Source organism: uncultured Litoreibacter sp. (assembly GCF_947487515.1).
Lineage (GTDB): Bacteria > Pseudomonadota > Alphaproteobacteria > Rhodobacterales > Rhodobacteraceae > Litoreibacter.
Window position 1 is genome coordinate 945,699 of the sequence record NZ_CANKWO010000001.1, and the last position, 24,845, is coordinate 970,543.

The 24,845-nt window shown below is 57.8% G+C and carries 29 protein-coding genes; 4 read left to right on the forward strand and 25 right to left on the reverse strand.

Annotation, left to right across the window (positions count from 1 at the left end):
- Positions 1–79: 79 nt before the first annotated feature.
- The 13 genes from tilS to ruvC all read right to left on the reverse strand — a co-directional run bounded on the left by tilS (position 80) and on the right by ruvC (position 10,050).
- On the reverse strand, positions 80–1,303 hold the full coding sequence (gene tilS, locus Q0746_RS04645) for a tRNA lysidine(34) synthetase TilS (RefSeq protein ID WP_298257669.1): 1,224 nt from the start codon (positions 1,301–1,303) through the stop codon (positions 80–82).
- A complete protein-coding gene (gene ybgF, locus Q0746_RS04650) occupies positions 1,300–2,127 on the reverse strand; it encodes a tol-pal system protein YbgF (protein WP_298257671.1) in 828 nt (275 codons plus the stop codon). The genes tilS and ybgF overlap by 4 nt, the downstream gene beginning before the upstream one ends.
- A gap of 12 nt (positions 2,128–2,139) precedes the next feature.
- Positions 2,140–2,658 (reverse strand): peptidoglycan-associated lipoprotein Pal, encoded by a 519-nt coding sequence (gene pal, locus Q0746_RS04655; RefSeq protein ID WP_298257672.1) that lies wholly within the window; start codon positions 2,656–2,658, stop codon positions 2,140–2,142.
- Between the two features lie 84 nt (positions 2,659–2,742).
- Positions 2,743–4,089, reverse strand: coding sequence for a Tol-Pal system beta propeller repeat protein TolB (gene tolB, locus Q0746_RS04660; RefSeq protein ID WP_298257674.1), 1,347 nt, complete (start codon positions 4,087–4,089; stop codon positions 2,743–2,745).
- Positions 4,090–4,142: 53 nt separating this feature from the next.
- Positions 4,143–5,258, reverse strand: a complete 1,116-nt coding sequence (locus tag Q0746_RS04665; protein ID WP_298257676.1) for an energy transducer TonB — start codon at positions 5,256–5,258, stop codon at positions 4,143–4,145.
- A 6-nt stretch (positions 5,259–5,264) separates the two neighbouring features.
- Positions 5,265–5,741, reverse strand: a complete 477-nt coding sequence (gene tolR / locus Q0746_RS04670; RefSeq protein ID WP_298257678.1) for a protein TolR — start codon at positions 5,739–5,741, stop codon at positions 5,265–5,267.
- Between the two features lie 3 nt (positions 5,742–5,744).
- Entirely contained in the window at positions 5,745–6,440 is a 696-nt protein-coding gene (tolQ, locus tag Q0746_RS04675) for a protein TolQ (protein ID WP_298257680.1), read from the reverse strand.
- Positions 6,441–6,551: 111 nt separating this feature from the next.
- A complete protein-coding gene (gene ybgC, locus Q0746_RS04680) occupies positions 6,552–6,944 on the reverse strand; it encodes a tol-pal system-associated acyl-CoA thioesterase (protein ID WP_298257682.1) in 393 nt (130 codons plus the stop codon).
- A 3-nt stretch (positions 6,945–6,947) separates the two neighbouring features.
- A complete protein-coding gene (locus Q0746_RS04685) occupies positions 6,948–7,166 on the reverse strand; it encodes a DUF6500 family protein (protein WP_298257684.1) in 219 nt (72 codons plus the stop codon).
- On the reverse strand, positions 7,163–7,768 hold the full coding sequence (locus Q0746_RS04690; RefSeq protein WP_298258063.1) for a hypothetical protein: 606 nt from the start codon (positions 7,766–7,768) through the stop codon (positions 7,163–7,165). The genes Q0746_RS04685 and Q0746_RS04690 overlap by 4 nt, the downstream gene beginning before the upstream one ends.
- A 42-nt stretch (positions 7,769–7,810) precedes the next feature.
- Positions 7,811–8,833, reverse strand: a complete 1,023-nt coding sequence (gene ruvB, locus Q0746_RS04695) for a Holliday junction branch migration DNA helicase RuvB (protein WP_298257686.1) — start codon at positions 8,831–8,833, stop codon at positions 7,811–7,813.
- Between the two features lie 51 nt (positions 8,834–8,884).
- Entirely contained in the window at positions 8,885–9,544 is a 660-nt protein-coding gene (gene ruvA / locus Q0746_RS04700) for a Holliday junction branch migration protein RuvA (protein WP_298257688.1), read from the reverse strand.
- Positions 9,541–10,050 carry a crossover junction endodeoxyribonuclease RuvC gene (ruvC, locus tag Q0746_RS04705; RefSeq protein WP_298257690.1) on the reverse strand — a complete coding sequence of 170 codons (510 nt, stop codon included), beginning with the start codon at positions 10,048–10,050 and terminating at the stop codon, positions 9,541–9,543. Before ruvC ends, ruvA begins: the two co-directional genes overlap by 4 nt.
- A 339-nt stretch (positions 10,051–10,389) precedes the next feature.
- Between ruvC and Q0746_RS04710 the strand changes: the two genes are divergently transcribed.
- Positions 10,390–10,581 (forward strand): DUF1127 domain-containing protein, encoded by a 192-nt coding sequence (locus tag Q0746_RS04710; RefSeq protein ID WP_298257692.1) that lies wholly within the window; start codon positions 10,390–10,392, stop codon positions 10,579–10,581.
- A gap of 77 nt (positions 10,582–10,658) precedes the next feature.
- Here Q0746_RS04710 and Q0746_RS04715 read toward each other — a convergent pair whose 3' ends face one another.
- The 12 genes from Q0746_RS04715 to modA form a co-directional block, all read right to left on the reverse strand.
- On the reverse strand, positions 10,659–11,012 hold the full coding sequence (locus Q0746_RS04715) for a hypothetical protein (protein WP_298257694.1): 354 nt from the start codon (positions 11,010–11,012) through the stop codon (positions 10,659–10,661).
- A 76-nt stretch (positions 11,013–11,088) separates the two neighbouring features.
- The gene (locus Q0746_RS04720) at positions 11,089–11,958 is read right to left on the reverse strand and encodes a 50S ribosomal protein L11 methyltransferase (RefSeq protein ID WP_298257696.1); all 870 of its coding nucleotides are present in this window, start codon (positions 11,956–11,958) and stop codon (positions 11,089–11,091) included.
- A gap of 65 nt (positions 11,959–12,023) precedes the next feature.
- The gene (locus Q0746_RS04725; protein ID WP_298257698.1) at positions 12,024–13,268 is read right to left on the reverse strand and encodes an MFS transporter; all 1,245 of its coding nucleotides are present in this window, start codon (positions 13,266–13,268) and stop codon (positions 12,024–12,026) included.
- Between the two features lie 93 nt (positions 13,269–13,361).
- Positions 13,362–14,048 carry an adenylate kinase gene (locus tag Q0746_RS04730; RefSeq protein ID WP_298257700.1) on the reverse strand — a complete coding sequence of 229 codons (687 nt, stop codon included), beginning with the start codon at positions 14,046–14,048 and terminating at the stop codon, positions 13,362–13,364.
- On the reverse strand, positions 14,048–16,018 hold the full coding sequence (gene acs, locus Q0746_RS04735; protein ID WP_298257702.1) for an acetate--CoA ligase: 1,971 nt from the start codon (positions 16,016–16,018) through the stop codon (positions 14,048–14,050). The genes Q0746_RS04730 and acs overlap by 1 nt, the downstream gene beginning before the upstream one ends.
- A 549-nt stretch (positions 16,019–16,567) precedes the next feature.
- Entirely contained in the window at positions 16,568–17,188 is a 621-nt protein-coding gene (rpsD, locus tag Q0746_RS04740) for a 30S ribosomal protein S4 (protein WP_298257704.1), read from the reverse strand.
- 132 nt (positions 17,189–17,320) lie between these two features.
- On the reverse strand, positions 17,321–18,010 hold the full coding sequence (locus Q0746_RS04745; RefSeq protein ID WP_298257706.1) for a M50 family metallopeptidase: 690 nt from the start codon (positions 18,008–18,010) through the stop codon (positions 17,321–17,323).
- 4 nt (positions 18,011–18,014) lie between these two features.
- On the reverse strand, positions 18,015–19,070 hold the full coding sequence (locus tag Q0746_RS04750) for a Hint domain-containing protein (protein ID WP_298257708.1): 1,056 nt from the start codon (positions 19,068–19,070) through the stop codon (positions 18,015–18,017).
- A 154-nt stretch (positions 19,071–19,224) separates the two neighbouring features.
- Positions 19,225–20,136 carry a lipid A-modifier LpxR family protein gene (locus Q0746_RS04755; protein WP_298257709.1) on the reverse strand — a complete coding sequence of 304 codons (912 nt, stop codon included), beginning with the start codon at positions 20,134–20,136 and terminating at the stop codon, positions 19,225–19,227.
- Between the two features lie 95 nt (positions 20,137–20,231).
- Complete coding sequence (gene modC / locus Q0746_RS04760) at positions 20,232–21,323, reverse strand: molybdenum ABC transporter ATP-binding protein (protein ID WP_298257711.1); 1,092 nt, start codon at positions 21,321–21,323, stop codon at positions 20,232–20,234.
- Positions 21,320–22,009 (reverse strand): molybdate ABC transporter permease subunit, encoded by a 690-nt coding sequence (gene modB, locus Q0746_RS04765; protein WP_298257712.1) that lies wholly within the window; start codon positions 22,007–22,009, stop codon positions 21,320–21,322. The genes modC and modB overlap by 4 nt, the downstream gene beginning before the upstream one ends.
- Positions 22,006–22,710 carry a molybdate ABC transporter substrate-binding protein gene (modA, locus tag Q0746_RS04770; protein ID WP_298257714.1) on the reverse strand — a complete coding sequence of 235 codons (705 nt, stop codon included), beginning with the start codon at positions 22,708–22,710 and terminating at the stop codon, positions 22,006–22,008. Before modA ends, modB begins: the two co-directional genes overlap by 4 nt.
- 83 nt (positions 22,711–22,793) lie before the next feature.
- On the opposite strand from modA, the gene Q0746_RS04775 reads away from it, so the two are divergent.
- The 3 genes from Q0746_RS04775 to Q0746_RS04785 all read left to right on the forward strand — a co-directional run bounded on the left by Q0746_RS04775 (position 22,794) and on the right by Q0746_RS04785 (position 24,827).
- Complete coding sequence (locus tag Q0746_RS04775) at positions 22,794–23,768, forward strand: threonine dehydratase (RefSeq protein ID WP_298257716.1); 975 nt, start codon at positions 22,794–22,796, stop codon at positions 23,766–23,768.
- 77 nt (positions 23,769–23,845) lie between these two features.
- Positions 23,846–24,322: an NUDIX hydrolase gene (locus tag Q0746_RS04780; RefSeq protein WP_298257718.1), complete on the forward strand. Its 477-nt coding sequence runs from the start codon at positions 23,846–23,848 to the stop codon at positions 24,320–24,322.
- Between the two features lie 88 nt (positions 24,323–24,410).
- Entirely contained in the window at positions 24,411–24,827 is a 417-nt protein-coding gene (locus Q0746_RS04785) for a DUF1178 family protein (protein WP_298257719.1), read from the forward strand.
- The last annotated feature ends 18 nt before the right edge of the window (positions 24,828–24,845 follow it).

Sequence of the window (24,845 nt, forward strand, 5' to 3'; positions counted from 1 at the left end):
CTAAATCAGCTCGGCTTCGACGCAGATACTTACGTCGTATACAGCCGTTCCCCTTAAAATAGGGATAAGTGGCGCAGGTTCAATGCGATAAAACAAACTCTAGGTACTCATTCTCGTGTTGCCGCAGAGAAATCGCCCAATTGTTCGCCAAACCGGCCAAAGGTGCGGCCAGTAAACGGCCATCGTCCCAGATCGAGGGCAACGCCAAAATGCGGCTTCGCGCAGCGCCCGCATCACGCCAAACCTCACCGCATTGAGCCAATCCTGCTTCGCCCAAAGCCCGAATTTCAGTGGTTTTACTGTGTGGACCTTGGGCAATCCACCGCCCGTCCCACACCTCGGCTGAAGGCGTGATCAAGTCAGCGACCGCGCTATATTCACGGCCGATCCTCAAGCGCTGCGCGTCTTGGGTAATCACGCAACCGTGCAAAACAGATTTTTGGCGTAGATCTGCCAGAACCCGCATAATCTTGGCTCCGCGCGGGGGGTATTCGCGTCCCGACACGAATTGAAGGGCCGAATTCAACACCCTGCGTTGCGACTCAGGGGACAGGGTTTCCACCCAATCCAGTTCAAAGCAAACATCCCCCAACTCAAGACAAAATCGCCCTTCGACAGCGCGGGCCAAATCCGCATTCACGTCACGTCGCGTGGCGTGCAGATTGCTGACCGACATCAAAATTTGTTCTGGGGAAATCCCCACGGCTTTCAGCGCATTCATATTTTGACGCACCTGAACGCGGTGGTAGCTTGGATCGTCATTCGTTGGGTCGTCACACCATCTGACGCCGGCCCGCGCCAGCACGTCTTGCAGATCAGCGCGACGGGCCGTCAACAAAGGGCGCAAAAAGGTGACGCCAGCGGTCTCAAACTCGGGGCGCATTCCGGATAGCCCGTCCAGCCCCGCGCCGCGTGAAAGACCCATAAGGAACGTCTCGATGTTGTCGTCGGCGGTATGCCCCAAGGCCACCGCACACGCCCCGACCCGCGAGGCCCAATCTGCCAGCAGATCATATCGACCGCGCCGCGCTTGATCGGACAAATTGCCCTGCCCGTCCCAGCGCCAATGCAAAACGTCATGGGGCACGCCGTGGCTTGCACAAAAATCCGCCACGACCTGCGCCTCGGTCGCCGCCTCGTCCCGTAGATTGTGGTTCACCGTAGCGACACTAACCTTCGCCCCTGCTTGCAACAAAAGATGCAGCAAGCCCATGCTGTCGCTGCCGCCAGAAACAGCAACGCCGATCACTTTATCGCGGTGAATCAGGGATAAGATATCGTCGGGAAGTTCAGGCGCGTTCACTGGCAACCAAGGTTGCGCATCGATGAGTTCGCCGCCAGCACCTGATCCGATCCGGGATAGCGCACGCCGACCTCTTTCAGCATCAAGCAGGCTTCCTCCGATTGACCCAGCTCATATAGGGCCAAGCCCAATCGCATCAACGCTTCAGGGGCACGCGGGGCATCAGGAGAGCCAGAGAAGCTTTCCAAATAGGACCGAGCCGCATTGTTCCAATCGCCCGATTGCGCAAAGGCTTGCCCCCCGAAGAAATACGCTTCTGCGGCTAGCGGCCCCCCCGGATAGGATTCATTAAAGGTCGCAAACTCTTGTGCGGCGCGTTGAAAGTCACCTGATGCGAGCGCCGCCTGCGCCCGCTCGAAGTCTGCTTTTTCTGAAACTGCAAGTTCGGCACCACCTGCGTTTGGGGTGGCTGACGGGGCCACGGCAACCGGAGCCGCACCATTACCTGCGCCCGCCTCGCCGCCCAATGGAGGCGCTTGCCCGACAGAGCCTAGATCACATCCCGCCTCCAGTTCGCACAAGCGGAATTCCAAGTCACCAACACGCGTTGTGCCATCGCTGACAACGCGGTTGATACGGTTCTCCAGGCTTTCGGTCTTGGAGGTCAGGCGCGCCAGTCCCGCTTCGATGATATCGATGCGTTGCAGCACGTCGCCGGTGATGGTTAACCCGCCGGTGTTGCCCGCCGCCAACTCCGAGCGCAGCTGAGCAATAGACGCATTCAACTGCCCCAACTCACTGCGTATATCCGCAAGGCTCTGGTCCTGCGCGGCCAAGGGGCCGACACTTAGAGCGAAACTCAAACACATTAGAACCTTGCGCATATTCTTAGCCTATCAGCTGCCTACACCTGCGGAGATCACAGTCACCGCACGTCGGTTTTTCGCATAACATGCCTCGGTTGAACAGACCTCAAGCGGGCGTTCCTTGCCGAAGGTCACCGTACGCAGGCGGTTGTCGGCAACACCGTTCGCGACAAGGAAATCGCGGGCTGCGGCCGCTCGGCGCGCGCCCAACGCAAGGTTGTATTCGCGTGTGCCCTGCTCGTCCGCATGGCCTTCAATGATTGCGTTGTAGGTCGTGTTGGTGTTCAGCCAGTTCGCCTGTTGGGTCAAGGTCGCACGGGCCGTGTCGTTGATGGTGGATTGATCCACATTAAACAGCACTTTGTCGCCGATGGTTTGGTTGAAATAGGCTGGGCTGTTGGGGCTTAACGCGGATGTGGACACGCCACCGTTGTCCAATCCATTCGCCCCAGCCCCAGCAGCGTCGCCGCTGCGGTCAAACGGGCTTTTTGCACAGGCGGCCAGCGCCAGCGAGGTGGTCAGAAATACGACCTTGGTAAACGTCTTCATTGGGTTTGATCCTTATGGGCCATTATGGTTTTGCTCGATTGCGCCGAACCTAGCATGAACGCGGCGCAAAGGGAATCTCACGGTTTATTTCAACAGCGGTGACCAGCTCGGGTCCGATGCGTTCGCTTGCACGGCTTTCAGGTTTCGCCCCGAAATATCCACAGAATACAGCGTCGAGGACCCGCCAGAGCCGGCAGTCTCGCGCGTGAACATGATCACGCGGCCATTCGGGGACCATGTCGGACCTTCATCCAAGAAGGATGCGGTCAGCAGCCGTTCCCCCGATCCATCCACGCGCATCACCCCGATGTGAAAGCGCCCGCGGTTTTGCTTGGTAAAGGCCACCAAGTCACCGCGCGGGGACCAAACCGGCGTGCCGTAGCGCCCCTGCCCAAAGGAAATGCGGGTGGCCTCCCCGCCGCCTGCGTTCATGACGTACAGCTGTTGAGTGCCGGAGCGGTCGCTCTCGAACACGATCTGCGTGCCATCCGGCGAATAGCTGGGGGCGGTCTCGATTGCGGGGCTAGAGGTAAGCTGCGTGCGCTGCCCAGAGGCAAGGTTCAGCTTATAGATGTCGGTGTTTGATCCGGTTGTCAGCGAGAACACCACATCCTGACCATTGGGCGCAAATCGTGGCGCGAAGCTCATGGTGCCGGGCTGGTCTTGCAGCACACGGCGACCCACAGAGGCCACGTCGAGGACATAAATTTTGGGAAAGCCGCTCTCGTAGGACGTATACAAAACGCGGTCGCCATTTGGGGAAAAGCGTGGGGCCAAAACAATCGCCTGCGCATCGGTCAGGAACTGCTGGTTCGCGCCGTCGTAATCCATCACAGCCAGCCGCTTTAGACGCGCGTTCTTGGGGCCGGTCTCGGACACAAACACCGTGCGGCTGTCGAAGTAGCCGCCCTCACCGGTGATCCGTGAATAGACGGCATCTGCCACCTTATGCGCCATGCGACGCCACCCCTTAGTGGAGCCTACAAATTGCAGCCCTTCGCCCATCTGATTTTCGGAAAACACGTCAAACAGGCGAAACTTAACGATGATTTGGCCGTCGCCGGTGACGGAAACCGCCCCCGTCACCAAGGCTTGCGCGTTGATCGCTTTCCAGTCCGCATATTGAACGGGGCTGTCGAAATTGGTGATTTGGCTGATGAACGCGTCTTGGCTGATCGCACGAAACAGGCCGGAGCCTTGCAGATCCGCCGCAACCACAGCCGCGAGATCGCGGGCATATTGATCCGCTCCTGCAGATTCCGCGATGAACGCAGGCGCTGCGAAGGGCAGTGGCTCAATGTTGGGGTTGTTCATCTCGATACACAGCACGCCCTCTTGGCAGTCCTGCGCCGTTGCAGGGGCCGTTGACGCCAAGGTGCTGAAGCCTATTGCGGCCACCAAGCTCAGACATTTGAGAAGTTGTTTCATCATGCTTGAATTCCTTTCACGCCGCCTCGCGGTTGGGCCTGTGTGCGCCATTACGGTCATCTTATCTCTTTGCTCGTCGCGTTGAAGCTCACCTGAACTTCACGCCATTGGTCATATTTGTCGAGGGGAAGGTTGTAGCCGTCAGACCCGCAAATGATGATTGCGCGCCGTGCCGCTTGGTAAGCTTTGTCAACAGCCGCACCACTACCGCCTTTGGACGAAATCAGTTTGATCGATCCCACATCCGGCTTGGCAGCTTGATCCAACTTGAAGCCCACGACGACGGACACCGCTAAGGCATCCGTGCCCAAAGCCCCGACGTTCCAACATTTCTGAATACCCAAGATAAACGCGCCCTCTTCTTGGCGGGTGATGGGTGAAGATGTGCCGCCACCGGGGTTCTCATTGTCAGATACGGCTGTCTCGGTATTGGCCTCGGCCACGGCACTATTGATGCTGTCCGCAAGGCTCGGTGCTGTTGTCTCAGCCACCTGCGGTGCCGGTGCCTTTGGCTTGCGCCCCGGTCTTGCCGATTTGGTCGGCGCAGAGGTCGAAGGTTCGTCGGCTTCTGTCACGATCTGCGTTGTGGACTCTTCGCGCGCGGTCTCCTCTTGCGCCTCTTCTACGGGCGTAGGATCGGCCGCAGGTGCGGTGGCATCTTGGTCGGTCTCGCCAATTTCAACTTCTGGATCAGGTTGTTCCACTACCTCATCCGCAATCCGTTCCGCAGGGCGCGGGACGGGGCGCACGTTGGGCACAATCAAGGTCGCACCGGGGTCGCCGTCCACCTCTGGGGCCTCAGGCTGTTCCGGTGTGGGTGGGGTTTCTACAGGGTCAACCGGCTCAGGGGGCAGCGGATCAGGTTCTACCACCTCCGGCTCAATCGGGTCAGGGGTTGGGGGGGGCGGATCACTTGGGGTGTCCGGCTCTACAGCGGGCGCCGGTTGATCCACGTCAACTGGGGTCACGGGTGCAGGTGGCAAGTCCGGCTCCCCGGGGGATTGGGCCTGCATGGCTTCAAAATCCTCGCCCGAGATAATCGAGACGTTGCTGACCTCCACGTCCAAATCCGTTTCCCGCGATACGAAGAACCCCCCTACAATCAAGTAGAGGATAAAGGCCGCGTGGCCCATGCCCGAAACATATGTGCCCGTGTTGGGAGACATGCGCATGGCGCGTTACTCGCCCTGCCCATCAAGCGATGGCCCGCCAGTGTCCGTCACCAATCCGATGTTTGAAAAGCCGCCTTTGTTCAGGGCCCCCATGACCTGCACGACCCGCTCATAAGGGATCGCGCCGTCCGCGCGCAGGAAGACCTTGTCATCGGCGCGTTCTGCTGCGATCGCCTGCAAGCGGCCGATCAGGTCGTCATCTGCAATCTGCGTGTTCTGGATAGACAGCTGACCATCCGCCTGCACAGTGATCGTCAACGGTTCTTCTTGTTCCTGCGGTAAGGCGGAGGCCGCGGTTTTTGGCAATTCCACCGGCACCCCCACGGTCAGCAGCGGGGCCGCGACCATAAAGATAATCAACAACACCAGCATGACATCCACAAAGGGCGTCACGTTGATCTCGGACATCGGCTTCGCGCCACCCTTGCGCCGCTTGCCGCGACGCCCGCCGGAGGATGCGCCTTGGATCGTGCCACCTGCCATGGCTTAAGCGTCCAACTGGCGCGAAAGGATCGTGGTGAATTCGTCAGCAAACGCCTCATAGCCGGACATGATGCGATCAGCGTCTGTGGACAGTTTGTTGTAGAAAATCACAGCGGGGATCGCGGCGACCAACCCCAATGCCGTCGCAACCAAGGCTTCCGCAATACCCGGGGCCACGACCGCCAGATTGGTGCTTTGCGCAATCGCGATTTCCTCAAAGGCGTGCTTGATCCCCCAAACGGTACCAAACAGCCCGATGAACGGCGCGGTAGACCCAACGGTTGCCAAGAAGGTCAGGCCGTTGTTCAAGTTCTCTTCGACCTTGGCAATCGCCACATCCATAGAGCGGTCAATCCGTGCCGTCGCCCCTGCGATCAGCTGCCCGTCCTCTTTGTGCGAGCGTTGCCATTCGGACATCCCCGCAGCGAAAATCTTTTGCGAAGCGCCCTGCGGGTCGCCGCCGACTTTCTCAAACAATTCGTCCAGAGGCTCTCCCGACCAGAAAGCGCGGTCGAACTCCTCGGCTTCGGCACGGGCTTTTCGGAAGTTGATAAACTTCTGCACGATGATGCCCCAGCCCCAGAAGGAGGCCCCGATAAGCATCAGCATGACCAGTTTAACGATGATTGTTGCCCGCCAAAAAAGCGCCGTGACTGAAAAGTCCACGTCGCTGGCTAGGCCGATTGCCTCAGCTTCCATATTACCTGCTCGCCTTGTTTATTACCGCTTTGCGCGGCTTGATTGACTGTAGAATAGCCGCTTTGGTAGTGCATTGCTACATTTGACGTGGGAAGGGCAGAAAAATTCCCGTTACCGTTGCATCAACTGGCGAATATCCGCCGGAAGTCGCAAGGGGCGGCCGTTTTCGCCCAGACAAACCAAGGTCACTACCGATTTAAACAAGATTTCATTGCCACGTTTGACATCTTGCGTGAGCGTGATGCGCGCTGCGGTGAGCGCCTGCACCACAGTTTCGACCTGCAGACTGTCGTCAAACTTGGCGGGGGCGATGTAGTCGGCCTCTACGCGCCGAACAGCGAACACGATGCCTTTGTCGGTTTTCAGCGCGACTTGATCGACGCCGATCTCACGCACCCATTCACTTCGAGCGCGCTCGATGAACTTCAGATAGTTGGCATAATAAACGATCCCAGCGAGGTCGGTATCCTCGTAGTAGACCCGCAAATCGAACACATGCGTCATAGGCTACTCTCCTGCCTCCATCATCGCGCGGATTTTCAGGGCTTTCTCAAAGTGGTCCAGCCTGTGGGTCTTGATCCACCACGTCGCGACCTCCATCAGTTCTTCAGGAGTGTCGTTCTTATTGTGGAAAAACGCGTAGAACGACAGCCCGACGCCCTCGCCCTTTTTGGCAATCTTATCTGTGCAGATCGCGATCGCCTTCTCGCGAAATGCCTGCCTCACGAGACCAGCGCCCCGACACGGGCCGCCATACGCAACGCATGAGACGCATCCCCAGCCGCAACAGGCATGACCGGATCATAGGCCGCACGAATGACATTCGCGACGTCGGGTTTCAAAATTGCCACGTTGTCGCCAGTCATCGCCAAGGGGGAGGATGTGGCAAATGCGGCCTCGGACCACAGCAACATGGATTGCACCGCTTGCCCCAAGCAAAGCGTATCAGCCGGCAGCTCTGCCATCGCATTATCCATGCGCAGAAACACAAAGCAGGCTTTGATCGCGCCCTCTTCGTCGAAGCGGAACAATCGGTATTGGTTCGCATCTGCCGATTTCAGTCGCCCGACCAGCGGCCCCAGCTCGGGGATCATCTTGTCCAAGTTCGGCGTGTCGGACAGCTCTTGCCAGTCGCGCACGAAGAACACCATGAAATTTGACCCCAGCTCTGCATCCGTCTCGGCCATCTCATGACCTGCCAAGCGGCACACCGCATCAATGGCCCCTTTCAAGATCGCCACCGCGCTGTCTTCCACCCCAAAAGCCACCGGTGCCACAGGGCGGCCCCAGCGGGCGAATTGATAGGTGCCATCCGCGCGGGTGAACATTTTCTCCACGCTTTGCGCTGTTACTTCAAAAACCACAGGGCTTTATCCTTCAAACAAGTCGTTTCGTATCGCCGGCGCATCCAACCCCAAATGGGTCCACGCCTTTTGCGCCAGCATGCGCCCGCGCGGGGTGCGCTGTATCAGACCTTGTTGCAGCAGGTAAGGCTCGATCACCTCTTCCAATGCATCGCGGCTTTCTGAAAGGGCTGCGGACATCGTCTCAATCCCGACCGGACCGCCGCCATAATTTTCGGCGACCAATCGCAAGTAGCGCCTGTCCGCACCATCCAATCCAAGATGATCCACACCAAGACGCGTCAAAGCGCTGTCGGCCAGATCACGGGTGATCTTGCCCCCGCCCTCGACGATTGCGAAATCGACAACGCGGCGCAACAAGCGTCCGGCAATACGCGGTGTACCACGCGCACGGCGTGCAATCTCAAGCGCGCCGTCGTCTTCGCAAGGAACACCCAAAAGCCGCGCACCACGGCGCACGATTTCATGCAGCTCCTGCTCGGTGTAGAACTGCAAACGGGTCGGAATGCCAAAACGGTCACGAAGCGGCGTCGTCAACAAACCCAAGCGGGTCGTGGCCCCGACAAGCGTGAAGGGTTGCAGCTCTATTCGCACCGTTCGCGCGGCAGGCCCTTCGCCGATCACCAAATCCAGCTCAAAATCCTCAAGTGCGGGGTATAAGATTTCCTCGACCACAGGATTGAGCCGGTGAATTTCGTCGATGAACAAAACGTCGCGGGCTTCCAAATTGGTCAGGATCGCCGCTAGATCGCCTGCCTTTGCCAGCACAGGGCCACTGGTCATGCGGAAGTTCACCCCTAGCTCACGCGCCATAATCTGCGCCAGCGTTGTCTTCCCCAAGCCGGGTGGGCCGTGAAACAACGTGTGATCCATCGCCTCGCCGCGGGTTTTGGCGCTTTCGATAAACACCTTCAGGTTCGCACGTGCCTCGGCCTGACCGATGAATTCATCGAGGCCTTGCGGGCGCAATGCGCGATCCGCATCATCCGGTCGCGCCTCAGGGCGCAATGTTGGGTCAGGTTCGTTCATACATATCTCTATGCCGCACAGTGGGCCGCTCTTCCAGAAGAAGCTTCACCGTTATTCCTTGGGGGCCAACAGCTTTAACGCAGCACGGATCAGGGATGGCGTACTCTGTGCCCCCTCTCCCGCAGCCTGCGCCACAGCGCTTGCGGCATCTCCGTGGGCGTATCCCAGATTGGTCAGTGCAGACAACGCCTCGGCCTGTGTGGAGGCATTGCTGGCCGCGACAACGGGCTCTAGCACCGCAGTGTCTTCCTCAGGGGCCGCCACAACCTCGCCCTGCGCCGCGGCCAAACTGCCGCCCATTGCCATAACTTTCGGGGCTTTGTCTTTCAGCTCCAGCACGACCTTTTGCGCTGTTTTGGGGCCAATGCCCTTGGCCGCCTTAATCGCGTTCCAGTCGCCCAAGGTCACCGCCCGCGACACGCCGTCAGGGCCAAGCGTCGACAAAATCGCCATGGAGGCCTTTGCCCCGACACCCTGCACGGTCATCAACAAGCGGTGCCATTCTTTTTCGATCAATGTGGTGAACCCGAAAAGCTGCAAGACGTCCTCGCGGACCAAAAGTTCGGTAAAGAGCGATACGGCCTCTCCGGCATTTGGCAAAACGGCCATGGTCCGCTCCGAGCAATACACCATATAGCCGACGCCCCCGACATCGATCAAAACGTGATCTGTTGCGCGGTAATCAAGCCGCCCTGTGAGTTTGCCGATCATGCCCCTGCCCTCGCGAGTGCTGCGCTTAATGTGTTGCCCGTTCGAGAGTGAAACGCATGGCAAAGGGCGATCGCCAAGGCATCCGTGGCATCTGGCCCCGTCAAGACAACGCCTGGCAGTTGCATCTTCACCATATGCGCGACCTGCGTTTTATCCGCATGCCCCACACCTACGACAGTTTTTTTGATTTTGTTGGGGGCGTATTCGCCTATGCCCAACCCGAATTGTGCGGGCACCAACATTGCAATGCCGCGCGCTTGTCCCAGCTTCAAGGTGCCCGCGCCGTCTTTGTTGACGAAGGTTTGCTCGACGCCGGCTGTATCGGGGGCGTATTGGGTGAACACATCTGACAACTGCTGGTGCAAGCTCAGCAGCCGGTCCCCCAATGGGGTGCCCGTGGCCGAGTGACAGGCCCCATTCGCGACATGTGATACCCGCGATCCGTCTGTTTCAATGATACCCCACCCGAGGTTTCGCAACCCTGGATCAATCCCTATGACGCGCATGGCCTGCTCTTTTTTGTTGTTCTTGGGTCACAAGTAGCACGAAACAAGAACATTTGCCAAGACCGGACATAAAGGCCAATTACGACCCCCCTAGGTCGCAAACCCGCCAAGCCCCTGCCAAACGCGACAAAATCGTCACGAACTATTCTGTTTGCGACACCTTCGGCCGCGCGGGATTCACCATATTAATAAGGTGTTTACCATAGATCACGACCCATGCGGAAAGTGCATAGGGGGCATGCAAAAATCATTCTTGTGAGACTCCGACATGAGGCCTAGATGCGGGTTAGAAACACAAACCGCCCAAACTTTAGGCACACTTAAAAAAGGACGACTCGCATGGCTGTAATTGAAACCACCCGCTCGCTGAACGAAGGCGTCCGCGCCGAAGCTCAAGGCTTTTTCTCCGCTGTGGCAGGCGCCATCGTTGCATGGAACGACCGCCGCGCAACACGCAACGCACTGTCCACATTGTCCGCGCGTGAGCTGGAAGACATTGGCCTGAACCGCTTCGATTTGGGGAACATGTAAGTTACCTCTTTTTCGATCGCAGACGTTAGAAAGCCACCCTATGGGGTGGCTTTTTTCGTTCCGGATTGCAGGTCAGCTCAGGCCTTGCGAAATACCATGTTGAGGCCGTCCGCCATCACGCGGGTCGCAGGATCCGCGTCCAACAAGAAGGCCGCCAACACTTGCATGCTGTTGCCCTTGGCCAAAGTCTCAATCCTGCTTTGATATTCCTCTTCCCCCAGTTGGGCGAGGACGAAGCCTTTCAGCATCACAAAGATCAACGCTGCTGTGACGATGCTTTTGACTGGTATGAGTTTTCGGCGCCGCCGCTTGACCACCTCGACGACAAGGCCATCTTCATTGACCTTTCGGACCACCCGCTTTTTGGGGTCGTCTTTCTTTTGAATGGTGTTCAACCGCTCAATAAATCGGTCTTTGTTTACGTCTGCCAATGTTTTTCCCAGTGCTTATGAATTGCACATTCTCAACTTTGGCTAACAGATTTCTTAACAAAGTCCTAAGAAATTTCTACTTTTTGGACATTCTAAGGGCAGTCCATTCCCCAATGTCGCGTCTTTGCGACAGTTGAAAGCCCGAAGATTCATAGACCGACTGCACTTCTTCGGCCTGATCGATCAGCAAGCCAGACAGGATAATCGTCCCGTTCTGCGCGCAATTTGAAGCCATGTCCGGTGCCAGATCAATCAAAGGGCCCTTGAGGATATTCGCAAAGATCAAGTCAAACGGAGCCTTCGCGGCGATGGCCTCATGCCCGAAACCGATGGCTTCCAGACAAGTGATTTTATCCGCCATTCCATTGGCCTGTGCATTCACTTCCGCGACCTCAACCGCCACTGGGTCAATGTCAGACGCGATCACCACATCGCCCCAGACCGCCGCAGCACCCATCGCCAACACAGCCGTGCCGCACCCTACGTCGATCACATTCGATGCCCGCCCACCTTCGCTGACGTAATCTTCTAGCGACAACAAGCAGCCCTGCGTCGTGCCGTGATGGCCGGTTCCGAAGGCCATCGCGGCCTCGATCAAAAGGGAGACCTTGTCAGATGGCACTTTATCCGCGTCATGGCTGCCATAGACAAAGAAACGCCCAGCCTCGACAGGGGCCAGTTCGCGGCGCACATGAGCAACCCAATCGGTTTCAGGAATTTCGGATACCACAAAGGGCTTGGCATCATGCACAGCGGTCAAAAGCGCCAACTCAACATCGCTGGGTTGTTCCAGAAAATAGCCACCGACTTCCCACAAGCCAGAGTCGTCCTCGACCTCAAACACCCCCACACCGGTTGGCGCAGGATCCAGCATCTCGAGCGCCAACCCCAAAGCTTGTGCGGCAGGTTCCCCCATCAGGGTCGTCAGGGCTGTATATGTCGGCATTGAGGTCGCTCCTTAAAGTTGCCCTTCGCTTAGGCCGCTACCCGTCTCAGTGCAACCCCTGCTGGCTACTGCGCTGGCGCGCCGTTGAACCGCCTGAGGATCGTTTCATGGCCTGGCTTCGGGTGGCGCGGAATGAGCATCGACAGCACCAATGAGGTCACCGCCATGCCCGCCGCCGCAACAAAGACCGATGCGGGCGAATAGATCCACATATAGCCCAGCACCACAGGCAAGAAGACTGCAGCAATGTGGTTAATGGTAAAAGCCACTGCCGCTGTGGGGGCAATATCTGCGGGATCCGCAATCTTCTGGAAGTAGGTCTTCAGTGCAAAGGCCATGGAGAAAAACAGGTGGTTCACTACATATAGCCCCGCCGCCAAAACGACGCCCCAGCCGAAATAGTAGATGCCGCCATAGGCCAAGAACACAAGCGTCAGGCCGACATACTCAAAGATCAGCATCTTGCGTTCCCCGTAGACCCCGATGGCCCGCCCGATCAGCGGTGCGAAGATCATATTGGCCACATAGTTGATCAAGAACAGGCCGGTGATCTCATGCACCTCAAAGCCGAAGCGCTCCACCATCATAAAGGCTGCGAACACCACGAAGATTTGCCGCCGCGCGCCCGAGACAAACTGCAATGCGTAATACAGCCAGTACCGTTTGCGCAGCACCATGGTTTTGTTCTGCGGGTGTGGGGTTTCAAACTGGGGGAAATAGAACAGGCAAAATGCGGCAATCAGCACGGTCACGCCGCCAGCGGTCAGGTAAACCACCTCGTAGCTCAAATTGAAGGTTTTCCAAGTCAACACCAACAACCCATAGGCAATCAGCGACGCGAAGCTCCCCGCTGCGGTCAACCAGCCCAGTGTTTGCGGCGCCTTGTCTTTGTCGATCCACTGCAATTGCAGCGATTGATTGACGGTCTCATAGTAGTGAAACCCGATGCTAGACAGCAGCGTAAGCATCAAAATGCCGCCAAATTGCGGGAAGAAAGAGGTCATGGCCGTGGCCGCCCCCAACAACACCAAAGAGATCAGCCCCAGAACTTGCTCTCGGATGAAAATGATCAAGAAGATCACCCCAATGGCCAAAAATCCGGGGATTTCTCGCACCGTGTGCAACCAGCCGATTTCCACACCGGTGAAACCCGCCACTTCAATGACGAAGTTGTTCAGCAGCGCGGACCATGTCGCAAAGGCGACGGGCATGGCGAAAGCCATCAAGAATAGCAAGAACACCGGTTGGCGGACGAAAGGCAGCGCTTTCGCGTCATCCAGCTGCAGGCGTTTGATGTGGTCTCCGAACATGCATTCGGCTTACGCTCAGTCTAGGTGATTGACCAGCCCAAAGGGCGCGCGCACTAACGCCCTGCGAAATTGCACCCCCAGCCTTGAGGCAATTTAGGCCGACACACGCCCCACGATCGCACCTAATTCCTGTGCGATGGCTTCGATCGCCCCCATGGCATCCACCCGCTCTAAGGCGTCTTTGCTGCCGTAGTAATCAATGAGCGGTGCTGTCTGCGCATGATACGCCTCGAGACGCGAGGTCACGGTTTCCGCAGTATCATCTGCGCGGCGGACCATGTCGGAGCCCCCACATTTATCGCAAACCTCTGCAACAGCAGGCGCCTTAAACGTGTCATGGTACCCTTCACCGCAACCCTTGCAGGTAAAGCGACCAGCAATTCGGGCAACCATCTGCGCGTCGTCCACATCCAATGAGATCGCAGCGTTGATCTGCTGCCCCGCCTCCCGCAACAGCTCGTCCAGTGCCGCGGCTTGTCCGATGGTGCGCGGAAATCCGTCGAGGATAACCCCTTTGGCACAATCGGCGTCTGCCAAACGGTCCTTCAGGATCGCCAGCACGATGTCGTCGCTGACCAAACCGCCCGCGTCCATCACCGTTTTAGCCTTGATCCCCGCATCCGTGCCCGCAGCCACCGCCGCGCGCAACAGATCACCGGTCGATAGCTGCACAAGGCCAAAGCTTTGCTCCAGCATGCGCGCTTGAGTACCTTTCCCCGCGCCAGGTGGCCCCAGAAGGATCAGCACGGGCGCGGGGGTTGTCACAGAACTTCCGTCCATCACGCGCTCTTCCGGTTCATGCGGTTGGCAATCAGGTCGTCCACAACTGCCGGCTCCGCCAAAGTGGAGGTGTCACCCAATGCGGCAAAGTCATCCTCTGCGATCTTGCGCAAAATGCGGCGCATGATCTTGCCAGAACGTGTTTTCGGCAGGCCCGGAGCCCATTGGATCAGATCCGGCTTGGCTATCGGGCCGATCTCGGCGCGGACCCATGTCTCAAGCTCTTTGCGCAGCTCTTCGGTGGGCTCCTCACCGTTCATCAAGGTGACATAGGCGTAGATGCCCTGCCCTTTGATGTCATGCGGATACCCCACGACGGCGGACTCAGCCACTTTGGCATGTGCCACAAGGGCGCTTTCAACTTCCGCAGTCCCCATACGGTGGCCGGACACGTTGATCACGTCATCGACGCGCCCCGTAATCCAGTAATCACCATCCGCGTCGCGCTTGCAGCCGTCGCCCGTGAAGTAGTAGCCGGGGTAGTCGCTGAAATAGGTTTTCTCAAACCGTTCATGGTCCCCCCAAACGCTGCGCATTTGGCCTGGCCAAGAGTTCGCGATGACCAACACGCCCTCCACGTCATTGCCCTCAATCACCTCGGCCGATTGCGGGTCCAGCACCAAAGGTTTGATCCCGAAAAACGGCTGCTGCGCCGATCCCGGCTTCAGGTTTGTGGCCCCCGGCAATGGGGTCATCAGGTGGCCACCGGTTTCGGTCTGCCACCATGTGTCCACGATCGGAACCTTCCCTTTGCCGACGACGTTGTAATACCATGTCCACGCCTCTGGGTTGATCGGCTCGCCCACGGTGCCAAGCACCTTCAGATCGCTCAGGTCGTATTTTTCGACATAGCTATTCCCCTGCCCCATCAACGCCCGCAGTGCAGTTGGGGCGGTGTAAAACTGGTTCACTTTGTGCTTCTGGCACACATCCCAGAACCGGCCTGCATCTGGGTAGGTTGGCACGCCCTCGAACATGATGGTCGTCGCCCCATTCGCCAGCGGGCCGTAAACAATATAGCTGTGCCCCGTGACCCATCCAACATCAGCGGTGCACCAGAAGATGTCACCATCGTGATAGTCGAAGGTGTATTGATGCGTCATCGCGGCATAAGCCAGATACCCGCCCGAAGAGTGCACAACCCCCTTGGGCTGCCCCGTAGAGCCGGAGGTATAAAGGATAAACAGCGGGTCTTCGGCCCCCATCTCGGCGGGAAGGGAGACGTCACTCGCCTCCAGCGCCAACGCGTTGTAATCGTAGTCGCGATCGGTCCATGTGGTCTGCTCGCCAGTCCGTTTAACCACCAAGTTTTTCACGCTGTCCTTGCAATGCAGCAACGCTTGGTCGGCATTGGATTTCAACGGGGTAGATCGTCCGCCCCGTGGCGCGTGGTCGGCCGTAATCACCACCTTGGCATCGCATCCGTTGATCCGCGCGCCCAGCGCATCCGGCGAGAAGCCGGCGAAGACGATCGAATGGATCGCACCAATCCTTGCGCAGGCGAGCATGGCATAGGCTGCCTCGGGGATCATCGGCAGATAGATCACCACACGGTCCCCTTTGCGCACGCCCAGCCCCTCAAGGACATTCGCCATTTTGCACACCGAGCTGTGCAACTGTTTGTAGGTGATGTGCTTGGCATCATCTTTGGTTGGATCGTCGGGCTCCCAGATGATCGCTGTTTGGTCGCCGCGCGTGGCCAAATGACGGTCAATACAATTGGCCGCGACATTCAACGTGCCATCCGCATACCAGTTGATTTTGACGTTCCCTAAGGTGAAATCCACATCCGACACTTGGCTAAACGGCTTGATCCAGTCCAACCGTTTGCCCTGCTCGGCCCAAAAGGCGTCAGGGTCAGCCATCGAGGCCGCATACATCTTGGTGTACCCTGCCGCGTCCACATGGGCTGCCTTGGCAAATGCCGGATCCGGCGCATAAGTTGTATCTGGATTGGATGGGTTTGTCATAATGTCCTCCGCAAATTCAGTAAACGGAGCAAGCACATCAGGCCCCTCAAACCTCATGTTCTACCGAAATAGAACTCGCTCCCTTGTCTGCGCTTATAACACGCAAGATTGACAATTACCGTCAAGCAGCGGGGATTGATAGAAAACTTTGTAAACTAAATTGTCTAACAGCCTGCGCGTCAGTAAATTTGCAGTAAATTCTGTAAATAATAAGTAAGAACAACAATCTGTAACACGCAAGCTTGGCTATTCCCGCAGATTTCAACCTGCGATGAGAATGCCGCACTGCCCATTCAAGACCATAGTCGTAAGATCAATCAGCGCGGCATCTTGGCGCGGCGAAGGCCCTGATCAAACGCATGAAGATTGATTCCAACCTAAATTGATGCAGGCAGCTCTTCTTCACCGCCCATTGCCAAGACACGCTGATTTCTACGAACCGAGGCCAGGCCACACCACATGTCACAGCCCGGCCTTGGTCACAAAGGCGAAACACAAACGAAAAAGACCGCCCCGAAGGGCGGCCTTTGAATGCAACGCTTAAGAAGCTTAGTTCTGCGCGTAGTATTCGATCACGAGGTTTGGTTCCATCACAACAGGGTATGGAACGTCGCCCAAACCTGGAGTGCGAACGAAAGTCGCGGACATTTTGGAGTGGTCGACTTCCATGTAATCAGGAACGTCACGCTCTGGCAGTTGGGATGCTTCGATCACCAGCGCCATTTGCTTGGACTTCTGACGCACTTCGATTACGTCGCCCTCTTTCACGCGGTAGGAAGGGATGTTTACCTTCTTGCCGTTCACTGTGACGTGGCCGTGGTTCACGAATTGACGTGCCGCGAATACGGTTGGAACGAATTTGGCGCGGTATACAACTGCGTCCAAGCGGCGCTCCAGCAGGCCGATCAGGTTTTCGCCAGTGTCGCCTTTAACACGCGCAGCTTCAACGTAAGTACGCTTGAACTGTTTCTCGGTCAGATCGCCGTAGTAACCTTTCAGCTTCTGCTTGGCGCGCAGCTGCAGGCCGAAGTCAGACAGTTTGCCCTTGCGGCGCTGACCGTGCTGGCCGGGGCCATATTCACGACGGTTAACTGGGGATTTAGCGCGACCCCAGATGTTTTCGCCCATCCGGCGGTCAATTTTGTATTTGGCAGCGGTACGTTTAGTCATACGCTGATCTCCTTCTTATGTGTTTTAGAAGGGCGTTGTCCTTCCTCCGGATTTTGCCGGAGTGACAGGGTTCCTCTTGCGAGGGCCACCAACACCAATGAAGTCGCGCTTATAGACGGGATATATGGGGAGTCAATCGCCTTCTGCTGTCGCGCCGAAGGTGATGTTGCTAGAGCCCCCCAAGCCGTAACGCAGACTAGCGCCGATAGCCACCAAGCTTAGCACCAGCCACAAACCGCCCCACAGCATGGTGGTGCCCCCGAACTCATCCGCCAGCATCCACGCATCCGATTGCAAATGCGACCGCGCGATCGTGTCCGAGAAGATGTCAAACGGCACGTAGATCATTGACGTCAGCCCAATCACCCGAAGCACCAAGTCGCACGCTCGGTGATCCAGCCAACGCGCCATCGCCAACAAAACGGCTGCCAAGCCAACACAAAAGACCAAGGCGAACAGGTCACGCATGTAAAGTGCAGCCACCAGCAAAAACACCACGCCCAGCCCCGCAACCACCACCCGATCTGCGACACTGCGCAAAGCGGCGAACAGCAACCCCATGCCCAACAGCAATGAACCTAGGTAGCCTGCCGACAGGGTGAAAAAACGCGAACCGCCCCTAATCTGCGCCACACCGCCTTGTTGTGGAGAGATCGATATCTGCTCAATCGCGCCGCCAGTCAGAAGCGCAGCCAAACCGTGGGATATCTCGTGTAGCAACACCACGACAATCTTCAGCGGCACCATCACAGGTGTCGACCAAAGCGCGAAAATCACAATAACCAGCAGCAACAACTGCCAATGGCCCTTCACATAGGCCATCAGCCTAGTTCATGTCATGCGTTAGAATTGCCGCCTCGGACCGGTTCAGGTTGCGCCGCGCAAAAGGACCATAGCTGTGAAGGTCGCGCTTGAGATCGGGGAACAAGTCCAGCAGATCAGCACGCTGATCCGCGTCAACGGTTTTCAGTGTGGTGTTGGCGGGGTGGTAACTTTCGGTCTCTACGCCATTGGCCCAAAGCACCTGATGTCGTGACAGCAGCAGGTGCACATAAGTCACCTCCTTCACGGTGTGATCGACATAGATCGAGTGATCATTGATCAGGTCAGACGCTGCCACCAGCACTTCGGACTGGTTGAACAATGCAGTCGCATTGGGGCCAGAAAACAAGATGCGGTGATGTGGCGACACCAGCAAATCTTCATCAGGAATGTCACGATCCAAAGCAGAGGTCCTAAGACGCACCGGCCGCAAATCGGGCATCGCATATAGCCGTGCGCCTGACATGCGGCGCTGCCCAATCCACAATATCTCCTGCAAACCGTCATCCTTGGTTTGCACCATATCGCCGATGTTCAGATGCTCGACATGGGTTTCGCCGTCAGCTGTGCGAATGCGGGTGCCTTGCGTAAAGCAAATGACATCGCCACCGAAGTCGCTTGTGCGGTTGTGTACGGTTGCAGTCGCGGGGGTGGATGTGACGCGGTAATTGCGCCCTGCCAGCGGCACGCCTTCGGGGCACCACCACAGAATTTTCGGCAAACGAGAGGGACGTATCGGCACCAAGGTGAAACGCACGTCTCCGTCCGACAGAACATAGCCTTCCGGCCCCGACATCTCATCGTCACCGATGTTGACGTCAGACCCTTCGGGAAGGTCAAACTTTCGTTCCACAACACGGGCCACACGGCGGCGAATATCTTCGCGGCCAAGCTCGCCCGTTAAGATCAATGGAGAATGCGCCCCATCCAGACGCACTGCATCCCCGTGCCAAGACCAGACCTGTCCGGTCTGTGGCAACTGGCCTGGCGCGCAAGGGGCTCCATCCAGTTGAATTTGGTCTGACGTGAGGACATACGTGCCTTGAAAGCCCGTTTTCATGTCCGTTACCTGCTCAAGTTTTTATTTTTATTGTCGTCTTTTGTCATGACGTAGCACGATAAGATGAATCTGGATAGCCATGTGTTAACAAATTGTTAACCCACATAGCTCACCTGTTGCATCAAGGACTCTTTTTGCTTCGGCGCAAACAGGCCTAAAACTGAACATTCAGGCTCAGCGAGCCCACGACCTGCCCTTCCGGCTGGGTCTCATATTCCTCGCTCAGGTAGGTGGCACCATAAAACATCGCCCCGCGTTTAAACTGCTGATGCAGCCCAGCACGTAGCCGCCCGCGCAGGTCCTTCTTGGCGATACCCGCCGTATCAAGGTACTGGCTGTCGGCGACATAGGCGATATCGCCCCCCAGCACCATCGACAGCCCTGTTTTGCGCGCGCCCGCAACCCCAGAATACAATTGCCCCGTCGGAGCATCACGCAGCAGCAACGCCCCTTGCCCGAAGCTGCCAAATGTCACATCCGCCCCCAGACGCGCCAAGGTCTCGGCACCGGCTTGCAGCTCCACGAAAGGGCGCAGCTGCCCCGAGCCCCCAAGGTCGAACTGGCGGCCCGCCTCAAAGGTCACAGTAGGATACACCGCATTTGCAACTTGAAATCCGTCGACATTCACCGAACCTGAATCCAGCACCCCATGCAGGCTGTCTTGCAACTGATCCACCTTGGTTTGCGGCCCGACAAACACCAGATCCAAGCCCAAGCTCATCTCGGTCGCGCCTTTTTGAAAATGCGTATGCGCCCCGAACGACAAGGCCCCCACATAGAGGCGATCCGACGCATTCGGCGCTGCCACATTGACCGGTGTAATCATCTCGGCGCGGAACCGGTATTCGATCAATGCGCCAATCCGGTCCGGACGCTGCCCAGCCCATTCCTCTCCGCGCACATGCGAGACAACCAAGGACGCACTGCGCCAGCGATCTTTGCCGTCGCCCAATGTGTCGTTGTTAAACAGGCTCCCCCACCCCAAGGATTTATGCCCCTCGGCGCAGGCGGCACTGGTGGCTGCAAAAAGCATAAAAGCAACAGCGGCGCTGCGGATTACATTCATGGGGACCTCAGATGGTTGGTTGCAGGTGTTATCGGCAAGCTGCGGGGGCTTCACAAGCCTTGCAGTTCATTCATTGAAGACCCGTGGCACGAAGGCTACGCCGCCCCGCGCCCTCCCAAGTCCGCAGGGGCCACCGACACAGATTTGATCACCGCGTAGCAGCTCAGCCCCGCGCGCAGCCCCATCGCCCGCGCCGAGCGACGCGTGATCCGCGCGATCAATGAATCCCCCCCCGAGGTCAAAGCCACCGCCACCCCCGGCCCCTGCCCCTCATGCACTTGGGTCACCGTACAGGGCAGTATATTTAGCGCCGACAAGCCGTCCGGCCTATCCTTTGACAAGATCACATCACTGGCCCGAATGCGCACCCGCATGGCGCTGCCATCCTCGGCATGGACAGGCGGCAGGAACAAACGCCCCCTGCTCGTGGCCAATTCGCTTAGCCCGTCGCTGTCATTGGCCCGTGTCACCGTCACGTTTAAAATCGCTCCAGCCTCGCGCACTCCGATGTCACAGATTGCGGCCGGATCAGCGAGGATGTCCCCAAGCGGCCCTGCCCGCGCCACACGCCCCTCCCGCAGCACCACCAAATTGTCGGCCAATTGTGCGACCTCGCTCATGGCATGGCTGACGTAGAAAACGGGGATGCTTGTTCTGGCAACCAGCTGATGCAGATAGGGCAAAAACTCTGCCTTGCGCGCCTCATCAAGGGCCGCCAATGGCTCGTCCATCAGCAGCACATGCGGTTCGCTGCTCAAGGCCCGCGCGATGGCCACCCGCTGCGCCTCGCCTCCTGAAAGGTCGCGCGGGGAGCGATCCAGCAGATGCGCGATCCCCAACGCCGCCACCCCTGCATCGCGGTGCGTGGGGGGCTGCTGACGGGGGTGTCCATAAGCGATATTTTGCGCCACGCTCATATGTGGAAACAGGCGCGGCTCCTGAAAAACATAGCCAACACGACGCTTGTGCGGCTGCACAAATGTCCCCTTTGCGCTGTCGAACAGGACCTGCTCTCCTAGGCGAATATGCCCTTTGTCAGGCTGTGCCAATCCTGCGATGGCGTTGATCACAGACGTCTTGCCGCTGCCCGAGGGGCCAAACAGCGCCGTCACCCCGCCGTCACTTTCAAAGGCGACGTCCAAGGAAAAATCACCAAGCTGTTGCTGAATGCGGACGGAAACGCTCATGCTTTCCCACCCACGACGCGGCGCGCCACATATTCGGATATTGCCACGGCTCCCAGCGCAATCACCAAAGACACCAACACCAGTTTGCCAGCCTGACTTTCGCCGCCAGGCACCTGCAAGAACGCGTAGATCGCGGAGGGTATGGTTTGTGTCTGCCCGGGAATGGCCGCAACGAAGGTAATCGTCGCGCCAAATTCGCCGATGGCCTTTGCAAACCCCAATACCGCGCCCGCGATCACGGACGGCAACGCAGTTGGCAAGGTAATGGTGTAGAACACCCGCCACGGGGACGCGCCCAAGGTGACCGCCGCCTGTTCCAACTTGGGATCACTTGCCTCAAACCCGAGCCGGATCGCGCGCACCATCAACGGAAAGGCCATAATCGCCGCCGCCAAAGCCGCGCCGGTCCAGCGAAACGCCAAAACGATGCCAAGCTCATTAAGCATCGCGCCGATCATCCCTTGTGTCCCGAAGGTCAACAGCAACAAATAGCCCGTCACCACCGGCGGCAAAACCAAGGGCAATAACACCAAGCCGTTCACCAGCCCCTTGCCAACAAATTCACGTCGCGCCAGCAAATGCGCCACCCAGATCGCCAGAGGCAAAACCAACATCGTCGCAACCAGCGATACACGTATCGACAGCCAGATTGCCGTCCACTCATGCGGTCCCAATCCCAATGTCATGGCACACCAAACCCGTGAGCGGTGAAAACTGAACGAGCGGTCTTCGTTTGCAAAGCGTCCAATACCGCCCTCGCGCCTGCGTTCGCCCGAGCCGTCAAGGCTACGGGATAGCGGATCGGCAGGTCCTTTGACACGGGCCACATATGCACCAGTTGCACCGCAGGCTGCGCCACCACATCGCTGGCGTATACGATCGCAAAGGGCACCTCGTTGCGCGCAACCAAGGTAAGGGCTGCGCGCGCACTATCGGTCTCGATCAGGCGCGGGGCGACTTTTTCCCACTGACCCGCGGCCTCCAGATAGGCTTTCGCGTAGATCCCGGCAGGCACCGATCCGACCAACCCCGTCGCCACATGTCCGTCCCCAGCCAATAGATCATCCAGCGTGCCCGCGTGGCCGCTGACCGCCACAAGCCGATTGTTTACCACCTCCACACGGCTGTTGGCGGCAACCGCCCCGCCCTGTATTGCCGCATCCATCCACTGGACGTTGGCAGAGAAGAAAATATCCGCAGGGGCCCCTTGCAACAGCTGTCGCGCCAACAATCCGCTGCCCCCATAAGAAATGCGCACGGGCATCCCTTGCGTGACTTCGTCCAAGGCCGATTTCAGGCTCGAGGCCGCAAAAATCACCACCTCTTCGGCCCAAACGGGCGCGGCAATCAGGGCAAAGGCCAAGGAGATGAACAAGCGACGGATCATAGCGGTTGATTGTGGGCAATGTGCTGACAGGTGCAAGGCCAAATGCCACTTGAGACTCGACAAGAGGCGGCTAATCTACCCCCATGATGACATTTACCAAATCCGAACTAGAAGACGCCTGCACCCTCGCTTATCGGCATATGAATGCGACGCCGCAATATAGCTGGCCCTTGCTGAATGCGCGCACCGGCACGCCCACATGGGTCAAACACGAAAACCACGGCCCCAGCGGCGCGTTCAAAATGCGCGGTGCGATAACCTTCATGGACTGGCTGACCCGCACTCATCCAGACGTCCCAGGCATCTGCACGGCCACAAAGGGCAACCACGGCCAAGGTCAGGCACGGATGGCAACCGCCGCTGGATTGCGGGCGTTGATTTACGTTCCTCACGGAAATTCGGTCGAGAAAAACGCCGCCATGCAGGCCTTCGGCGCCGAGTTGATAGAGCATGGCGCTGACTTCGACGAGGCGAGAACCGAAGCCATTCGTGTCGCCGCACTAGAAGGCTTGTTCATCGTGCCACCGTTCCACAAAGAGCTGGTGCGCGGGGTGGCCACCTACGCGTTTGAGCTGCTAAGCGCGCAGCCCGACCTTGATACGATCTATGTCCCAATCGGGTGTGGCTCTGGCATTTGCGGCACCATTTTGGCCCGCGACGCCTTAGGGTTGAGAACAAAAATCGTGGGGGTTGTGTCAGACCGCGCGCAGACGGCGAAGCTTTCGGTTGAAGCTGGTCGGATGATCGAAACCGAGGCCCCCGACACCTTTGCAGATGGAATGGCCGTGCGTGTGCCGGTGCCTGAGGCTTTTGAAATCTACTCCAAAGGTGCTGAACGGATCATCGCCGTCTCTGACGATGAGGTCGCCGAGGCAATCCGTGCCTATTATCACTGCACTCACAATTTGGCCGAAGGGGCGGGCGCTGCACCATTGGCGGGGTTGTTGCAAGAGAAACACCGAATGGCTGGCAAGACATGCGCTGTGATCCTTTGCGGCGGAAACATCGATACGGATTGGTTCTTGCAGGTCTTGCAAGGGAGAACACCAAAACTTTAACCCGATATTCGTTCCCTTCCCTATCTATTGGAGCTAAATTGGGTCTATCGGCGCGCAAACACGCCTTCGGAGCAGCAATGTCACTCATCAAGATGAAACATCCGCCCTTGCGGATGGGCGGATCGCAAAAACGGGATGTACGCACCCAATTCGGAGCTTTGTGCTTTCGGGTGCAGGGCAAGGAAACCCAGATTTTGCTGGTCACATCGCGGAATTCACGGCGTTGGATTATCCCCAAGGGCTGGCCAATGGAGGACCAATCTCCCGCTCAGGCCGCCGCGATAGAGGCCTATGAGGAAGCCGGTGTAGAAGGAAAGGCCTTCAACATCTGCCTTGGGCTCTATTCCTACACAAAAGTCATGGATAAATCTGACGACTTGCCCTGTGCGGTTTCGGTTTTTCCAATGAAAGTTCAGAAAACTCGCAAAGTCTGGCCCGAAAGCAAGGAACGCAAACGCAAATGGTTTAGCGTGAAAAAGGCCGCTGCCCGCGTGCGCGAGCCTGAATTGCGCAAGATTATCAAGAACTTTGACGCCTCTTTGCTGAAATCATAAATCTACGCGCTTTGCGGTTAGGACTTGCTATCGCGTTGTGACAGCTTAAATTTACACCCCACACCAGTCACGAGGACCCTGAACCGGTATGATCCGCTACGCTCTTTCTTGCGCAAAAGACCACAGCTTCGACAGCTGGTTTCAATCCGCCGATGCCTTCGACAAGCTCAAGGCCGCGGGCATGGTGACATGTGCCATATGTGGCTCTGGGGACGTGCAAAAGTCGATTATGGCCCCGCCTGTGCGCACATCATCCAAGGACGCCCCGCTATCGGCCCCGTCTTCCCCTGCTGAGCAGGCCCTGAAAGAGCTGCGCGAAAAGGTCGAGGCAACCTCCGAAGATGTTGGCGAGAACTTCGCCAGCGAGGCCCGCGCGATGCATGACGGCACGGCCCCCGAACGCTCCATCTTCGGGGAAGCCAAAATCGAGGACGCAAAAGCGTTGATTGAGGACGGTGTGCCAGTGGTCCCCTTGCCCTTTGGACCAAATCGCAAGACCAACTAGCCCTACCCGCAGCCCTTG

Bases quoted from the DNA above. Each gene is read 5' to 3' on its own strand.
- ybgF (WP_298257671.1), bottom strand. From the start codon at position 2,127: ATGCGCAAGGTTCTAATGTGTTTGAGTTTCGCTCTAAGTGTCGGCCCC.
- pal (WP_298257672.1), bottom strand. From the start codon at position 2,658: ATGAAGACGTTTACCAAGGTCGTATTTCTGACCACCTCGCTGGCGCTG.
- tolB (WP_298257674.1), bottom strand. From the start codon at position 4,089: ATGATGAAACAACTTCTCAAATGTCTGAGCTTGGTGGCCGCAATAGGC.
- Q0746_RS04665 (WP_298257676.1), bottom strand. From the start codon at position 5,258: ATGCGCATGTCTCCCAACACGGGCACATATGTTTCGGGCATGGGCCAC.
- tolR (WP_298257678.1), bottom strand. From the start codon at position 5,741: ATGGCAGGTGGCACGATCCAAGGCGCATCCTCCGGCGGGCGTCGCGGC.
- tolQ (WP_298257680.1), bottom strand. From the start codon at position 6,440: ATGGAAGCTGAGGCAATCGGCCTAGCCAGCGACGTGGACTTTTCAGTC.
- ybgC (WP_298257682.1), bottom strand. From the start codon at position 6,944: ATGACGCATGTGTTCGATTTGCGGGTCTACTACGAGGATACCGACCTC.
- Q0746_RS04690 (WP_298258063.1), bottom strand. From the start codon at position 7,768: ATGTTCACCCGCGCGGATGGCACCTATCAATTCGCCCGCTGGGGCCGC.
- ruvB (WP_298257686.1), bottom strand. From the start codon at position 8,833: ATGAACGAACCTGACCCAACATTGCGCCCTGAGGCGCGACCGGATGAT.
- ruvA (WP_298257688.1), bottom strand. From the start codon at position 9,544: ATGATCGGCAAACTCACAGGGCGGCTTGATTACCGCGCAACAGATCAC.
- ruvC (WP_298257690.1), bottom strand. From the start codon at position 10,050: ATGCGCGTCATAGGGATTGATCCAGGGTTGCGAAACCTCGGGTGGGGT.
- Q0746_RS04710 (WP_298257692.1), top strand. From the start codon at position 10,390: ATGGCTGTAATTGAAACCACCCGCTCGCTGAACGAAGGCGTCCGCGCC.
- Q0746_RS04720 (WP_298257696.1), bottom strand. From the start codon at position 11,958: ATGCCGACATATACAGCCCTGACGACCCTGATGGGGGAACCTGCCGCA.
- Q0746_RS04725 (WP_298257698.1), bottom strand. From the start codon at position 13,268: ATGTTCGGAGACCACATCAAACGCCTGCAGCTGGATGACGCGAAAGCG.
- Q0746_RS04730 (WP_298257700.1), bottom strand. From the start codon at position 14,048: ATGGACGGAAGTTCTGTGACAACCCCCGCGCCCGTGCTGATCCTTCTG.
- acs (WP_298257702.1), bottom strand. From the start codon at position 16,018: ATGACAAACCCATCCAATCCAGATACAACTTATGCGCCGGATCCGGCA.
- rpsD (WP_298257704.1), bottom strand. From the start codon at position 17,188: ATGACTAAACGTACCGCTGCCAAATACAAAATTGACCGCCGGATGGGC.
- Q0746_RS04745 (WP_298257706.1), bottom strand. From the start codon at position 18,010: ATGGCCTATGTGAAGGGCCATTGGCAGTTGTTGCTGCTGGTTATTGTG.
- Q0746_RS04750 (WP_298257708.1), bottom strand. From the start codon at position 19,070: ATGAAAACGGGCTTTCAAGGCACGTATGTCCTCACGTCAGACCAAATT.
- Q0746_RS04755 (WP_298257709.1), bottom strand. From the start codon at position 20,136: ATGAATGTAATCCGCAGCGCCGCTGTTGCTTTTATGCTTTTTGCAGCC.
- modC (WP_298257711.1), bottom strand. From the start codon at position 21,323: ATGAGCGTTTCCGTCCGCATTCAGCAACAGCTTGGTGATTTTTCCTTG.
- modB (WP_298257712.1), bottom strand. From the start codon at position 22,009: ATGACATTGGGATTGGGACCGCATGAGTGGACGGCAATCTGGCTGTCG.
- modA (WP_298257714.1), bottom strand. From the start codon at position 22,710: ATGATCCGTCGCTTGTTCATCTCCTTGGCCTTTGCCCTGATTGCCGCG.
- Q0746_RS04775 (WP_298257716.1), top strand. From the start codon at position 22,794: ATGATGACATTTACCAAATCCGAACTAGAAGACGCCTGCACCCTCGCT.
- Q0746_RS04780 (WP_298257718.1), top strand. From the start codon at position 23,846: ATGTCACTCATCAAGATGAAACATCCGCCCTTGCGGATGGGCGGATCG.
- Q0746_RS04785 (WP_298257719.1), top strand. From the start codon at position 24,411: ATGATCCGCTACGCTCTTTCTTGCGCAAAAGACCACAGCTTCGACAGC.